The sequence below is a fragment of the Rheinheimera texasensis genome, assembly GCF_964031785.1.
Classification (GTDB): domain Bacteria; phylum Pseudomonadota; class Gammaproteobacteria; order Enterobacterales; family Alteromonadaceae; genus Pararheinheimera; species Pararheinheimera texasensis_A.
Genome location: NZ_CAXIRE010000011.1, coordinates 134647 through 149102 on the forward strand (window position 1 = coordinate 134647; position 14456 = coordinate 149102).

General features: G+C 52.8%; 16 protein-coding genes. 9 read left to right on the top strand and 7 right to left on the bottom strand.

Annotated elements, in window-relative coordinates; translation table 11 throughout:
- Positions 1–134 precede the first annotated feature (134 nt).
- Positions 135–1358, top strand: coding sequence for an HDOD domain-containing protein (locus tag ABNT34_RS02980; RefSeq protein ID WP_348728689.1), 1224 nt, complete (start codon positions 135–137; stop codon positions 1356–1358).
- A gap of 52 nt (positions 1359–1410) precedes the next feature.
- Here ABNT34_RS02980 and ftsX read toward each other — a convergent pair whose 3' ends face one another.
- From ftsX to ftsY, 3 genes are read right to left on the bottom strand one after another with little or no spacing between them, the layout of a single operon-like run.
- On the bottom strand, positions 1411–2385 hold the full coding sequence (ftsX, locus tag ABNT34_RS02985; protein ID WP_348728690.1) for a permease-like cell division protein FtsX: 975 nt from the start codon (positions 2383–2385) through the stop codon (positions 1411–1413).
- A complete protein-coding gene (gene ftsE, locus ABNT34_RS02990) occupies positions 2382–3065 on the bottom strand; it encodes a cell division ATP-binding protein FtsE (protein WP_348728692.1) in 684 nt (227 codons plus the stop codon). The genes ftsX and ftsE overlap by 4 nt, the downstream gene beginning before the upstream one ends.
- Positions 3066–3067: 2 nt before the next feature.
- Positions 3068–4402 (bottom strand): signal recognition particle-docking protein FtsY, encoded by a 1335-nt coding sequence (gene ftsY / locus ABNT34_RS02995; RefSeq protein ID WP_348728694.1) that lies wholly within the window; start codon positions 4400–4402, stop codon positions 3068–3070.
- Positions 4403–4482: 80 nt separating this feature from the next.
- Here ftsY and rsmD point away from each other — a divergent pair, with 80 nt between their 5' ends.
- Entirely contained in the window at positions 4483–5100 is a 618-nt protein-coding gene (gene rsmD / locus ABNT34_RS03000; RefSeq protein WP_348728695.1) for a 16S rRNA (guanine(966)-N(2))-methyltransferase RsmD, read from the top strand.
- Between the two features lie 66 nt (positions 5101–5166).
- Here the strand turns inward: rsmD and ABNT34_RS03005 are convergent, their stop codons facing one another.
- The 3 genes from ABNT34_RS03005 to ABNT34_RS03015 form a co-directional block, all read right to left on the bottom strand.
- The gene (locus tag ABNT34_RS03005; RefSeq protein WP_348728697.1) at positions 5167–5769 is read right to left on the bottom strand and encodes a YjaG family protein; all 603 of its coding nucleotides are present in this window, start codon (positions 5767–5769) and stop codon (positions 5167–5169) included.
- A 104-nt stretch (positions 5770–5873) separates the two neighbouring features.
- Positions 5874–7325 (bottom strand): hypothetical protein, encoded by a 1452-nt coding sequence (locus ABNT34_RS03010; protein ID WP_348728699.1) that lies wholly within the window; start codon positions 7323–7325, stop codon positions 5874–5876.
- Positions 7326–7328: 3 nt separating this feature from the next.
- On the bottom strand, positions 7329–7925 hold the full coding sequence (locus tag ABNT34_RS03015; protein ID WP_348728701.1) for a YhgN family NAAT transporter: 597 nt from the start codon (positions 7923–7925) through the stop codon (positions 7329–7331).
- Between the two features lie 119 nt (positions 7926–8044).
- Here ABNT34_RS03015 and ABNT34_RS03020 point away from each other — a divergent pair, with 119 nt between their 5' ends.
- Positions 8045–8446 carry a DUF2721 domain-containing protein gene (locus ABNT34_RS03020; protein WP_307690244.1) on the top strand — a complete coding sequence of 134 codons (402 nt, stop codon included), beginning with the start codon at positions 8045–8047 and terminating at the stop codon, positions 8444–8446.
- Positions 8447–8529: 83 nt separating this feature from the next.
- Positions 8530–10086 (top strand): DUF3369 domain-containing protein, encoded by a 1557-nt coding sequence (locus tag ABNT34_RS03025; RefSeq protein WP_348728703.1) that lies wholly within the window; start codon positions 8530–8532, stop codon positions 10084–10086.
- 24 nt (positions 10087–10110) lie between these two features.
- Here the strand turns inward: ABNT34_RS03025 and ABNT34_RS03030 are convergent, their stop codons facing one another.
- On the bottom strand, positions 10111–10698 hold the full coding sequence (locus ABNT34_RS03030) for a DUF3833 family protein (protein ID WP_348728704.1): 588 nt from the start codon (positions 10696–10698) through the stop codon (positions 10111–10113).
- A 76-nt stretch (positions 10699–10774) separates the two neighbouring features.
- Here ABNT34_RS03030 and ABNT34_RS03035 point away from each other — a divergent pair, with 76 nt between their 5' ends.
- The 5 genes from ABNT34_RS03035 (at position 10775) to ABNT34_RS03055 (ending at position 14359) form a co-directional block, all read left to right on the top strand.
- Positions 10775–11368, top strand: a complete 594-nt coding sequence (locus ABNT34_RS03035) for a YdeI/OmpD-associated family protein (protein WP_348728706.1) — start codon at positions 10775–10777, stop codon at positions 11366–11368.
- A gap of 111 nt (positions 11369–11479) precedes the next feature.
- Positions 11480–12043, top strand: coding sequence for a sigma-70 family RNA polymerase sigma factor (locus tag ABNT34_RS03040; RefSeq protein ID WP_348728708.1), 564 nt, complete (start codon positions 11480–11482; stop codon positions 12041–12043).
- Complete coding sequence (locus tag ABNT34_RS03045) at positions 12018–12665, top strand: hypothetical protein (protein ID WP_348728710.1); 648 nt, start codon at positions 12018–12020, stop codon at positions 12663–12665. The genes ABNT34_RS03040 and ABNT34_RS03045 overlap by 26 nt, the downstream gene beginning before the upstream one ends.
- Positions 12666–12689: 24 nt before the next feature.
- On the top strand, positions 12690–13622 hold the full coding sequence (locus ABNT34_RS03050) for a hypothetical protein (protein WP_348728712.1): 933 nt from the start codon (positions 12690–12692) through the stop codon (positions 13620–13622).
- Between the two features lie 143 nt (positions 13623–13765).
- Entirely contained in the window at positions 13766–14359 is a 594-nt protein-coding gene (locus tag ABNT34_RS03055; RefSeq protein WP_348728714.1) for a 2OG-Fe(II) oxygenase, read from the top strand.
- Positions 14360–14456: the final 97 nt, after the last annotated feature.

Below are 14456 nucleotides of genomic sequence, written 5' to 3' on the forward strand. Positions count from 1 at the left end.
AGCGCGATTTTCCGATATGCTCAAAGCATCTCAACAGAAGTCTGGTCCACTATCAAACATCGGACGTTGGCACAGCCAGACCTGCATACCAGTGCGTTTACGGCCTTATCCGGCCCTTGGTTCAGGAGTAGTCGATGTATTGTTACCTGGCACGCCAGCCGATTTTAGATCAGCATAAAAACTTATTTGGCTATGAACTGTTGTTCCGTGATGGGGTGCAAAACAGTTTTCCCGATATCAACGCCGATGAAGCCACCTCAAAACTCATTACTGAACATCATCTGCTGATGGGTGTTGAGAAGATCACCGGTGGCCATCAGGCTTTTATCAATTTCTCCGCCGATACGCTCATTCATCATTTCCCGACTTCGATTAATCCACACAGCATGGTGATTGAAGTGCTGGAAACAGTGCCAATCAGTATGGAGCTGCTGACTGCTTGCCGCGAGTTGCACCGCATGGGCTACAAGCTGGCGCTGGATGATCACGACTTTGACCCTAAATGGGACATCTTCCTGCCTTATATCAGCTTTATCAAAGTGGACGTGCGGCAGTTTAATATTCTGCAGATCAGCAAATATGTGTCGCGGGTCAAACATCACCCCGTCACTTTACTGGCAGAAAAAGTCGAAACCCAGACCGAATACGAAAAGCTGAAACAACTCGGTTTTACTTTGTTTCAGGGGTATTTTTTCGCCCGGCCTGAGATGTTGAAGCATAAAAAAATCGCCAGCAGTAAATTAAATCTGCTGCTGCTGATTGCCGAATCCAGTGCGCTGCGGCTCGATTTTGAAAAGCTGACGGCGATTGTCGAGAGAGATCTCGGCTTGTCGTATAAATTGCTGCGCTTTGTGAACAGCGCCAGCTTTGCCCGCGAGCAGCCGATTGGCTCGTTAAAACACGCCATGGTGTATATGGGTGAAGGCGAGCTGAAAAAGTTTATTGCCTTACTGGCGCTGGCCAATCTGAAAGAAGACGGCCCCAGTGAATTGCTGCATATGTCGATAGTGCGGGCCAGATTCTGTGACCAGCTGGCATCCATCATGGGCGATGCCGACAATCCGCCGGCTGCGTTCCTGACTGGTTTGTTTTCGCTGGTTGACGCACTGCTGGAACAGCCATTGCAGCAACTTCTAGACGATTTACCAATACTGCCGGAAATCAAAGCCGCTTTGCTGGAGTATCAGGGCAGGCTTGGGCTTTATCTGCAACTAACCAAAGCCTATGAAAATGGTGAGTGGGACTTACAACAGCAGTTAACAACCCAATTGTTTGGCAAAGCGCGGGATCTCAGCATGACGTATCTGGATGCGGTCAGCTGGGCGCATGGCCTGATGCAGGAAGCTGCAGCGGACTGATAGCACTGTTGATGATCGGAGTCCTTAGAGCACCGTCTAGTTTAAAGGTGCTCTAGCAGGGCTCTATCGCTTTGATATGGCTGCGCACAGCCAGATAAGAACCGACCAGCCCCAGGCTGACGGCAATCAGCATCAACAGGCCAAACTCCTGTAAAGTCAGCACATTAAGCACAAAGCCACTCTGGTACAGCTGCGTTACATTGGCAATAGCGCCGCGCAGCCAGTACAACATCAGTTCAATCACCAGAAACGCCAGAAAACCGCCAAAAATACCGAGCCAGATGCCAGTGTATAAAAACGGTCGCTGGATAAAACTGTCAGTTGCGCCGACCAGTTTCATCACTTCGATTTCGGCTTTTTTATCCATAATCAGCAAACGAATGGTGTTGCCAATTACCAGTAAAGCGCCACAGAGTAACAACGCGGCGATGGTGTAAACCACCTGCTGTACCAGCGACATAATTGCTGCCAGCCGCTCCAGCCAGCTGATGTCCAGCTTGGCGAGTTCGACAAAACGTTCTTTTTGCAGTTTGTTTAACAGCGCTTCGGCGGCTGCCGGCTGGCTTTGTGCCGGTGTCACCAGTAACACATCCGGTAACGGGTTCTGGTCGAGGAAACTAATGGCCTCACCAAATCCGGATTCTTGTTTAAATTCAGCCATCGCGGCAGTTTTATCAATCAGCCGTACTTTGGCGACGTCTTTGTCGCCCTGTAACAGCGTCACCAGCGTGGCGATATCGGTTTCTGTGACGTCGTTTTTCAGAAACAGACTAATTTCAAACGACTGGTCGTAACTGCTGCTGACCTGTTGCAAGTTTTTCACCAGCACATGCAAAGTGGCCGGTAACGTCATGCTGATGCCAAGCACTGCGATAGTGACAAAAGTCCAGACCGGACTGCGCCACAACTCGCCAAGGCTGGAGACCGACTGGCGCAGATGGCCAACAATACCCATCACAAATCTTTGCACCATGCCCGGTGCACTGTCACTGGCACCGCTGGCGCGGCCATTAAACAGAATACTCATTCGGCATCCTCACTGTGCAGCAGGCCATCGTTGATCATTTTGCCGCTTTTGAGCGTCATAGTGCGATAGCGCATCCGCGCGATCAGGCTCAGGTCGTGACTGGCGACCAGCACCGACACGCCGGCCTGATTAAAAGCTTCAAACACCCGCATGATATCTTTCGACAAATCCGGGTCCAGATTGCCGGTCGGCTCATCAGCTAATAACAGCGGGGGTTTGTTGACGACAGCCCGGGCTATGCCAACCCGCTGCGCTTCACCGCCGGACAATGTCGCCGGCAAACAACGAGCTTTGTCGAGTAAGCCAACCTGATCCAGCGCGGCGTGCACCCGTCTTGCCATATCGCGGCCGGTAAAACCTTCGATCACCAGCGGTAACGCCACATTATCAAATACGGTGTGATTCATCAGCAGGCGGTGATCCTGAAAAATCATGCCGATATCACGTCGCACATAAGGGATTTGGCTGGATTTAATGCCAGATAAATCAATACCGTTAATCACAACACGGCCGGCCGAAGGCCGTTCGATCAGGCTGATGAGCTTGAGCATGGTACTTTTGCCGGCGCCGGAATGACCAGTCAAAAAGGCCATTTCGCCTTTTTGCAGTTCAAAACTGACACGATCCAGCGCGACAAAACCACCCGGATAGCTTTTGCTCACCTGCTCAAATCGAAGCATGCTCAGAATTCCCTGTTAAACAGCGCGCGGATAAAGTCTTTACTGTGGAATACCCGTAAATCGTCAATGCCTTCGCCAACGCCGATATAGCGGATTGGCAGACTAAACTGGTCGGCAATGGCGAAAATCACCCCGCCCTTGGCGGTACCATCCAGCTTGGTCAGCGTAATGCCGGTCAGTTGCACCGCTTCGTGGAACAGTTTGGCCTGACTGAGCGCATTCTGACCGGTGCCGGCGTCCAGCGTCAACATCACTTCATGCGGCGCTGCGCCATCGATTTTTTTCATCACCCGGACGATTTTTTTCAGCTCTTCCATCAGATGCGCTTTGTTCTGCAGGCGTCCCGCAGTGTCAGCAATTAACACATCGATTTTGCGCGCTTTGGCGGCCTGGTAAGCGTCAAAAATGACAGAGGCACTGTCGGCGCCGCTGTGCTGGGCTATCACCGGAATTTCGTTGCGTTCACCCCAGACCTGCAGCTGTTCAACCGCAGCCGCGCGGAAGGTATCGCCGGCCGCCAGCATCACAGATTTGCCCTGTTGCTTAAATTGCTGCGCCAGTTTACCGATAGTGGTGGTTTTGCCGACACCATTGACGCCAACCATCAGGATGACATAAGGGCCAGTACTGCTGTCGATTTGCAGCGGCTGTTCGACTTTATCCAGCAATAACGCCATTTCGTCCTGCAATTTTTCATACAGGGCTTCGGCGTCTTTTAATTCACGCCGGTTGGCATCAGCCACCAGCTGTTTGATCAGCTTTTGGGTGGTTTCAACCCCGACGTCCGCCAGCAACAACTGAGTTTCCAGTTCTTCATACAGCTCATCATCGATTTTTTTGCCGAGGAATAAACTGGCAAGCCCTGAACCCAGATTCTGACTGGTTTTAGCCAGGCCTTGTTTCAGCCGGGCAAAAAAGCCTGGTTTTTTCGCCGGTTCTTCAGCATGCGTTGCGGTGATGACTGATGCAACCGGAGCTGCAGCTGGCTCTGGCTCTGGCTCTGGCTCTGCAGTAACAGTCACTGCACTGTCGGTCAGCGTGGCAACTGCGTCAGTTGCAATGTGAGCAGACGCTGTCTCGACAAGTTCCACCGGCGCTGTAATGGCAGCTGTAACAGCTTCTTCAGGCAACGTTGGGGTGGTTAAGGTTGTTTCCGGCTGCGGCGCAACGGGTGGCGGCGTGACCGCTGGTTCTGGTGTGGCTGGTTCTGGGATGGCCGGCGCTGGTGTAGCCGGAGTCTGTGCAGCAGCGGTATCCGCCACCACTTCAGGCGTGGCCGGAGCCGGGTCTTTTTTGCCAAAACCCAGCCAGGAAAACAGTTTATTCGGTTTAGTCATAAGGTTCGCTGTCAGATTGTCGAAACTGCGGTAAAATCGCCGCTTATAGTATCACCTTTATTCAAAGTGCATAAACCCTGATGAAAAGCCGCGCCTCCAGCCCACAGTCCCGCAGTAAAACCGCCGCCGCGCCAACAGCGCAACCCGGTGAAGTCCGCATTATCAGCGGGCAGTGGCGTGGCCGCAAACTGCCGGTGCTGGATGTGCAGGGCTTGCGACCGACCACAGATCGGGTCAAAGAAACCTTGTTTAACTGGCTTATGCACGACACCCGGGACCGGCTGGTGCTGGATTGTTTCAGCGGCAGCGGCAGTCTGGCATTTGAAGCGTTGTCGCGTTATGCCAACAGCGCTTTGCTGATTGAACGCGATCAAAAAGCCGCGTTGCAGCTGAAACAAAATCTGGCCCGACTCAACTGCGCCAATGCGGAAGTGCGGCACAGCGACACTATGCAGTTGTTAGCCGCTGCTGCGCTGCAGCAATTTGATTTGGTATTTATTGACCCGCCGTTTCGGCAAAATTTAGCGCTGCCCTGCGCCAGATTGCTTTGCAACGGCTGGCTAAAACCGGAGGCGCTGATTTATCTGGAGACGGAAAAGGAGCTGGATATCAGTGAATTACCACCAGGCTGGCGCTTGTTAAAAGATAAAATCGCCGGTCAGCTGGCCTACCGGCTTTTTGTGTACCAGCCGGAATAAACATCAGCGACAGGGCTGAACTCAGGCTGATGGGGCTTAGGCTGGTGGAGCTCAGGCTGGTGGAGCTCAGCTCAGCTCCATGCCCAGGTTAGTCACGCCCTGCTCTTTGACCCAGGCTTTGAGTTGCTGGATTTGTTCGCGGTCAAACGACTGTACTGCAGCGCAGATCTCAATCAGCTCGGCCAGACAATCCATCTCGTACGCCATCAATTCGTGATCACGTACTACTTTTTTCAGTTCCGCTTCAGTGCTGATATCCAAGTCGGCTGATTCATGTTCAATCAGCCGCGCCACTGAAGCTTGCGAGATTTTCGCCACGTTAATAAATTCAGTGCTGTCCTGTTCACGAATGCCGTTTAGCATGCTGTCCAGTGCAATCATCGCATCCACTGCCGGATAAACGCCAAACATATCAAAGTGGCTGACTTCCGGCGTGATGAGCTCCAGCTCTTCCTGCAGCCGTTCAAAATTGATTTTAGCGCGGCGCACCTGTAGCCATTCCCAGACTAAATCCAAAGTGTGGCGCGGCAATGCAGCGTCGCCAAAACTGCTGACTTCAGCAAATAACTGATAATTCGGCAGCATCCGTTCTAACAGGACAATGGCTACCGCGGCTTGCTGATAAAAGCTCAGCTCACGCATCTTCTGGAAATTATTGGCTTTTGACATGAATAAAGAGTCCGTGACGGGCTTAGGTCTTGGCAGCCATGATACACAAAGCCAGCCACATCAGCCAGTTCAGCCCCTGACTGTTCTGGCTGCGATAGCCAGCATTATGGCTGCGACTGTTGTTGCAGCTGCTTTTGCGCATAATCAAATTTCAGCCGGAATTCAGTGGCCTGCTGCTGCAACTGCTGGATTTGTTCCTGCGCGGCCGCTTGTTCCTGCAACAATTGCAACCGTAACTGCCGGATGGTTTCCCGCGACTGTTCAGCTTCCGCCTGCTGCCGCTCTTCAATACTGTCGACTCTGGCCTGCGCGCGGAACAACTGGCTTTCCAGCTTGTGTTGCTGTTGTTGCCAGTCCTGCTGTTGCTGCAATAAGCCGTCAATTTCAGCCTGTAACTGTTGCTGCGCCTGCAGCGCCTGTTGTTGTGATTCAAACTGACTATTGGTTTCAGCCAGTTGCTGCTGTAACTGTGTGACCGAATCCAGCAAAGTATCGCGCTCGGCCCTGAGCGTCTGCTGCTCTTGTTGCATCAAGCCAAACTCCTGCTGCATTTGTTGCAGATGCACCAGTTGTGTTTGCAGTTGTTGCCGCTCCTGCCGGGCGCTGTCCCGCTCAGCACTGACCGACTCCAACAATTGCTGCGCCCGAAGCTGCTGTTGTTGCAGCTGTTCTTGCTGCTCTTGCCGCAGCGCCTGTTGCTCCTGCTGCGCCTGCACCAGCGCATCGCGCAATTTGACCAGTTCCGCCTGTTGCTGTTGATGCTCAAGCGTCAGCAACTGCAGCTGTTCAGCCTGTTGTTGCTGCAGCTGACTGTCACCGACCGCGGCCACCAACTGCTGTTCTAATTGCCGGCGCTGCAATTCCGCGTTATCGAGCTGCTGCAGTTGATGGTGTAGTTGTTGCTGCAGCTGCTGATCAGTGTCGGTCATCTGCTGCAATTGCTGGCGTAACTGATTCAGTTGTGTCAACTGTTGGGTGGCCGCGTTTTCAGCCGCAGCGAGGCTGGCACGGACTTCGGTCAGTTCGCTCTGTAATGCAGTCAGTTCTTCGGATCTGGCGCTTTGGCCTTGCTGTTCGGTGTGCTCCAGCTTCGCCTCAACTGAGGCCAACTGCTGCTGCAGCTGTTGCTGTTGCTCCAAATGACTGCTTAGCTGCTGTTCCTGCTGCACCAGCTGCTGCTGTAACGACAGACCCTGCAATTTCTCCTGACGAAATTCGTCCTGACTGAGCCGCAGCTGATCGGCCAACCGGCGCATCGCCGCCAGCGCTTCGTCACGTTCTTCTTGCGCGGTTTTATTTTGTGCTTGGGTCTGACTGAGTGTCGCTGAATGCTCTTGCGTTTGCTGCTGCGCGGCTTCCAGCTGTTGTCTGAGTTGCAGAGTTTCAGCCTGCAGCGCCGCCAGCTCAGGTGCCGCCTGTTGCGCCAGCTGCAGCTGTTGCTCGTCCTGCCACTGCCGCTGTTGTTGCTGCATTTGCTGCGCGAGCAGGCCCAGCTGAGTTTTAAGCTGCTGCTCTGCCTGCTCCAGCCACTGCTGAATCACTGGATCCTGTTGCATCACTCAGTCCCATTTAAAATAATGACCAATGCCATTTAACAACATTTGCACGGAAATGATAACCAGAATCATCCCCATCAGCCGTTCCATCGCGGTCAGACCCCGCTCGCCCAGCACCCGGTGCAGTGCCGGCGCAAATAACAGAATCGCGGAACTGACCAGCCAGGCGCCTAATAACGCCAAAGTCCAGTCGATCATCTGACCGGGTTGCTGATTGGCCAGCAAGATCAAAGCCGCCAGAATCGACGGACCGGCAATCATCGGCACTGCTAACGGAAATAAAAACGGCTCTTCGCCTTCTTTGAGGCCAATCACACCGCCTTCCTGCGGGAAAATCATCCGCAGCGCAATCAAAAATAAAATAATGCCGCCGGCGATGCTGACCGCCTCTTCTTTAACCCCCAGCACGCTGAGGAAAGCCTGGCCGCCATATAAAAACAGCAGCAAAATCACCAACGACAATATCAGCTCGCGCACCAGCACTTTCATCCGGCGTTCGGCTTTAATGTTTTTTAAGATAGCCACCACAATCGGCAGATTGCCAAGCGGGTCCATAATCAGAAACAAAGTGAGCATCGCGCTCCACAAATCAACCGCCATCTGAATCCCCTGTGCTGCGATAAAGAAGAGCTGAGTATGATCAAAAACTTGCACTGCTGCAGCTGTTTTCGCACTATGCAGGATACCGGCGCAGCATTGTCCGATTCAGGAGCCTGATCATGATGACCATCACCACCCCCGCCTTATTATTTCCGGCCATTTCCTTGCTGTTGTTGGCCTATACCAACCGTTTTCTGGTGCTGGCGCAGTTAATCCGGCAGCTGAATAACCGCGAAGGCGATCAGGTGCGGGATCTGGCCAAACGTCAGATTGAAAATTTACGTCAGCGTATCGTGTTGATCCGCTCGATGCAGCGCTGGGGCGTGATCAGCTTTATTCTCTGCACCCTGTCGATGTTCACCTTGTTTATGCAGTGGGATATTGCCGGTCAATGGTTTTTTGGCGCCAGCCTGGCCAGTCTGGTGCTGAGCCTGGCTGTGTCTTTGTATGAAATCCAGATCTCCTGCAATGCGATCAATATCGAGCTGGAATCGCTGGAAGCCGCCGACCGGCAATCTTGATCCTGTCTGTTACAGAGGTTTTTTCTGACAGGCCTGCTACATTCAAAGCTGTGGTTGTATAAACCGATTTTCAGGCTGCCTTTATGACAAATCAGGATTTTCTGTTTGGTGCCGATCAGGATTTTCCGCTCCATGCCGAAACAACTCATACCTCACCGCCAGCCGAGCCCTGGCTGGTGCTGATCGTCGATGACGACGAAAGCATTCATCAAATTACCAATCTGGTGCTGAAAGGTTTTCAGTTTGAAGGCCGCCCGTTGCAGTTGTTACATGCCTATAGCGCCAAAGCCGCGCTGTTGGTGCTGGAGCAACATCAACATATCGCCGTGGCTATCGTCGATGTCGTGATGGAATCCAACCACGCCGGTTTGGATTTAGTCAAAACTATCCGCAGCGACTTAAAAAACCATCAAATCCGTTTGATTCTGCGCACAGGGCAACCCGGTGAAGCGCCGGAAGAACATGTGATCCGCGATTACGATATCAACGATTACAAAAACAAAACTGAAGTCACCGCTATTAAACTCAAAACGCTGTTGTATTCGGCGCTGCGGGCCTATCGCGATATCTGCATTATCGAAAACAACAAAAAAGGCCTGGAACGCGTGATTGCCTCGACCGTCAGTTTTCTCGAATGCGACAGTCTGCAAGAATTTGCTTCGATTATTCTCGGTCAGGCCGCCAGTTTACTCGGCCTTGAACATTCACAAATCTTCTGCTGCGCCGCGACCGGTGACCCGCGACAGCAACAGTTGTCACTCGACATCATCGCCGCATCCGGTCACGCCACAGGCCCGGGTTTTCAGCTGCCTGAGGACGTTGAAGCCAAACTGGCGCAGGTGCATCAGCTAAAACGCTCTTATCATGGCGACGATTATTTTGTTGGCTACTTCACGACAAACCGCGGATTGGAGAATTTCCTCTACGTCAGTAAAGACAGTAAGTTTGACCAGATTGATCATCATTTATTGAGTTATTTCGCCAGTAATATCGCGGTGGCTTATGAAAACGTGCGACTGCGCGAGCTTATAAAAGAAAGCCAGCGCGAACTGTCGTATATCCTCGGTGAAGCGGTGGAAAAACGCTCAAAAGAAACCGGCAGCCATGTCAAACGGGTGGCGAATTTCAGCCATTTACTGGCGGTCAAATATGGTTTGTCCGGCTACGACGCCGAAAAAATCAAACTGGCGTCGCCGCTGCATGATGTCGGCAAAATCGCCATTCCGGATTACATCCTGAACAAACCCGGCAAACACGACGCCGACGAATGGGCCATCATGCGGACTCATGCCGAAGTCGGGCATCAAATTCTGCAAAAATCACAAAATGAAATTCTGCAATACGGCGCGGTGATCGCGCACGAGCACCACGAGCGCTGGGACGGCATGGGCTATCCGCGTGGCCTGAAAGGTGAAGAAATCCACATTGCCGGCCGCATCACGGCATTGGCTGATGTGTTTGATGCCCTCGCCAGCGAACGTTGTTACAAACCGGCCTGGCCTATGCCCAAAGTCGTGCAATATATGCATGAACAAAAAGGCGCGCAGTTTGACCCGGTGCTGACCGACATCCTGCTCAGCCACCTCGACGAGTTTCTGGCGATCCGCGACGCCTTTCCGGACGATGAATCTCAGCTCTGACCAGCCAATACATCTGCCTGCAACTCAGGCTGCAGGCGCTGACCTTTGTGTTTGCTGATATCGCTGAATAAATTCCGCACAAGACGCGGCCGGGTCTTGCTGCTGAATCGACAACGTCAGCTCACCAACGGTCAGGCCAAATTTATGTAAAGTGGACCGATTCACCAGCTGCTGTGGTGTGACCAGATACAGCCAGTCTTTGACGGCCACATCAATAGATCCATCCACCTGCGGAATGCGCAGCACATATTCCCAATACAGCGTATTGCCGGAGATACGGCCCGATGCTTTGCCCACCACATCTTCGGCGCTGCCACTGATTTCACCATTCTCAGCGACCTGCAATTGCCAGTGCCGTTTGTCAGTGCGGCCATCGCTGTACTGAAAAATCTCATACAAATCGCCCTGATTACCACGCCACTGACCGCACAGCTCGGCAGAAAAATGCAGCGTTTGCTGACCGCGCCAGTTCTGCAACACGCCAAATGCCTGGCTGCTGCCACTGAAAAAACCGGGTAATGTCAGTTTCGGCTGCATCTGCTGGTAATCATCCAGCGATTGACTGCAACCAGTGAGCGAGAGCAGGATAGCGGGCAAAATCACAAATTTCATCAGAAGGTCCGGGATTGATCGTGGTCATACAGCCCGATACGGGGTCACAGCCCCAGCGGATCTGTCGGAGTTAAAGATGAACCCGGACATAGACGCATATATCAATAGCGCCGCGCCATTCGCCCGTGCAATCCTGACTGAGCTGCGCCAACAGGTGCATCAGACGCTGCCGGGCGTCAGAGAACAAATCAAGTGGGGCATGCCGTTTTTTTGCCTGCAGCACAATCTGTGTTTTATGGCGGCTTTTAAAGCCCACTGCGGTTTTGGATTCTGGCGGGCGGATGCCTTAGGTCTGCAAGTGCCAGAAGCCGGCAGCACAAAAGGTATGGGACAGTTTGGTAAAATACTGAGTTGTGACGACTTACCTCCGAGCGCCAGCTTACAGACACTCCTGTTACAAGCCGCAGCGCTGGACGCGGCGCCCGTTGTAGTGACGCCACGGCGCAAACAAGCGCCGGTGAGTCTGGCAATGCCAGAAGCCTTAGCGCAGGCGCTGCAGCAGCACAACCCCGCTGGTAGCTTTTTCCGCCAAATGACTATTCCCCAGCAAAATGACTATATTCAGTGGTTTCTTGATGCCAAAACCGATTTAACCCGGCAAAAACGGCTGGGTACTATGCTCGAATGGCTGGCTGAGCACAAAACCAGAAACTGGAAGTATATGAAATAAAATAACTTTTTAAATATTTCTAAAATTTTTTGGCTTTTTTGCGAATTTGCCAAACTTAATCAAGCCCTGCCTCGACCAAGGCATATCAACAACGCAGAAACAGACCAGACAGTGTTTAAACGCAGCGACGAAACTTTAATCGACAAAGCCATCCACGGTGATGAGCGCGCCTGGCAGCAGCTGGTCGGCCGTTATCAGTCGGCCTTGTACTATTACAGCCTGCGGTTGATGGGCAATCCGGACGATGCCCGCGACCTGCTGCAGGATGTGTTATTGGTGCTGTGTCGCAATCTGGCGCAGTTTCGCGGCGACAGCAGTTTTAAGACCTGGTTATTTGGCATCGCCAACTACCGCGCCATGGACATGCTGCGTAAACGCAAACCGACGCAGGATTTAGACGATTTGCCGGAGCTGGAACATGAAGATCAGCTCAGTCATGAACAGCAATTGTCTGAACAACAAACCCAGGCGCTGGTGCAGCAAAAATTAAAGACGCTGCCACCGGAACAAAAGCTGGTGGTCGAACTGCGGTTTTATCAGCATTTTACCTTTGATGAAATTGCTGACCAGTTGGCAATTTCAAGTAATACAGTCAAATCAAGATTTTATAGCGCCCTGGATAAACTTCGGGTGCAATTGGAGGACCACGATGTCGAACAGTCAGCAAGTTTTTGACGCCTGGCTCGCCGGTGATCTGACCACAGATGCCTGCCGCAGCGCACTGGCGCATGACCCAATCTGGCGGGCCCGTTTTGAAACCGCCGCGCAGTTACAGCAGCTGGCCCGGCAACCAGATTATCCGCCGGTGCCGCAAGTTGACACCAGCACGATGTTCCGCCAGCAATGGGGCCACAAAACACCCCGGGCGACATCCTGGTGGCCAAAACTCAGTGTAGGCATGTCGGCTATGGCACTGGTGATCAGCATGTCGCCGTTAAGTCTGCAAATGCAAAATGGCGGCATTGCGCTGCGCTGGAGCGACGTCGACCCGGCCGCCGTGCAATTACAGGTACAGCAACAAGTGGCGGCACAACTGGCCAGCTATAAAACCGAACAACAACAGTATCTGCAGTTACAAATGCAGACACAGCAACAACAACAGGCGTCGCAGCTGATCCTGCTGAAGGATTACCTGACCGAAGCCGAACAGAAAAACCGACGCGGGGACATGCTAGAGCTGGTTGAATACTTAAATCAGCAAAGGCAGGCCGACTGGCAATACTGGCAGGACAACGTCCAACCCAGTCAGGCCCGGCTGAATTACAGCCCGGATAACCGCAACAATCGCCAAAATTAACGCCGCTATTGATGGAGTAGTCTGATGAAACTTATTTCTTATGTGGCAGCTGCAGTGCTGCTGAGCTTATCGACCGGCGGCCAGGCGGCCACTCAGGTCAGCGACAAACTGAAACAAAATCTGGAGATTATGCGCGACATTCTGCAGAAATCGATGGAGCAACCCGGTCGCTCTGCCGGCGTGGGCCGCATTGACCTGAGTTATCTGGCAGGGCAAGGCGTGTTATTCCAGACCCGCACCTCGGGCGGCTTTGGCCGGTTCTTTGCGGTGGCACCTGTTGCACCTATTCCGCCAGTGGCGCCGATTTCACCACCGGATCTGGAAGCCATTACCGATCATGCCCATGCCGTGGCGCAGGCGGCAATGGCCGGTCATGCTGTTGACGAAGATCAGTTGCAGGAATTACAGGAACAAGCTGAACTCGCCGCCGAACAAATGATGGAACAGCATGAACGGATGCGCGATCAAAGCCGCGAACTGCGCGAACAAAAACGCGATTTGGAACGTGATTTGCGCGATGTGCAACGCGACAAACGCGATATCGAATTCCAGGCTAAAGTCGGTAAACTGGATGCTGAGCAACAAAAACAACTGCAGCAACTGAACACAAAAGAAGCCGCGCTCGCCAAGCAGGTCAAAGAGATGCAGCTGAAATACGATGCCGCTGAGCAGGAAATGCTGAAAAAACGGCAGGAACAAGCCAAAATTGCCCAGCAAAAACAAACGGAACTGATTGCGCAGGTCGGCAGCAAATTCGCCGCAACTTTATGTGATTACGGTGCCAGTCTGCGCGAATTAAAAGACAATGAATTTGTCTCGCTGCAACTGTCGACTGATGGCGGCCGCGACAGCCGAGACATTTATTGGGTATTCAAAAAATCTGATATCAATCAGTGCATCAGTGGCAAAGTCGGTGCTGAAGCCTTACTGAAAAAAGCCGATTATTATCAGTATTAAATCGCTTTAGGCAGGGCCGCAGTTGCGGCCCTCTTTGTTTCAGTCCCGCTTGTTCCCGACTTTATTCCAACCGAAGCCTTGACAGCACAGACGCCGCTGCGTAAAAAGCCTTGCCTGTATCCGCTTGCTACAGAGGAATTGTGATGTCTGTCAGCCATTTGCCTGAACCTGCCTGGTTAGCCACTGCTATTGAAACGTTTTACGCCTGCGGGCTGGTGATCTTGCCAACAACGCTGGATACAGCACTCTGCCAGCAGCTGCTTGCCGAAGCGCAACAAGCCAGTCTGCAGCCGGCCGGGGTCGGCCGGGGTCAGGCGTTACAACTGAATCCGGAGATCCGCCGCGACCACACCTTGTGGCTCGATGGCAGTTCCGCGGCACAACAGCAATATCTGGGTCTGATGGCGCACATCCAGCAAGCCGCCAACCGCCGTTGTTTTCTTGGTTTGACTCACCACGAAGCCCATTTTGCCCGTTATCAGCAAGGCGATTTTTATCAGAAACACCTGGACGCCTTTGTGGGCCGCTCCAGCCGGGTGTTAACCACCGTCTGCTACCTCAATGACGTCGACAGTGGCGGTGAGCTGCAGATTTACAGTGACGATGACCAACCACTACTGCAGGTGAAACCACAGGCTGGCACCCTGGTGCTGTTCGAAAGCGCCAGGTTCCCGCATGAAGTATTACCTGCACATTCAACCCGTTACAGCATTGCCGGCTGGTTCCGGATTGACTAGAGCACCATATAGTTTAATAAGCGAACAGCAGAGCAGCCTGAAATTGCCTCAGGCAAGGCGACACAGCGAAGGAATAGTGGCGCTCTTTCGAGCTGTG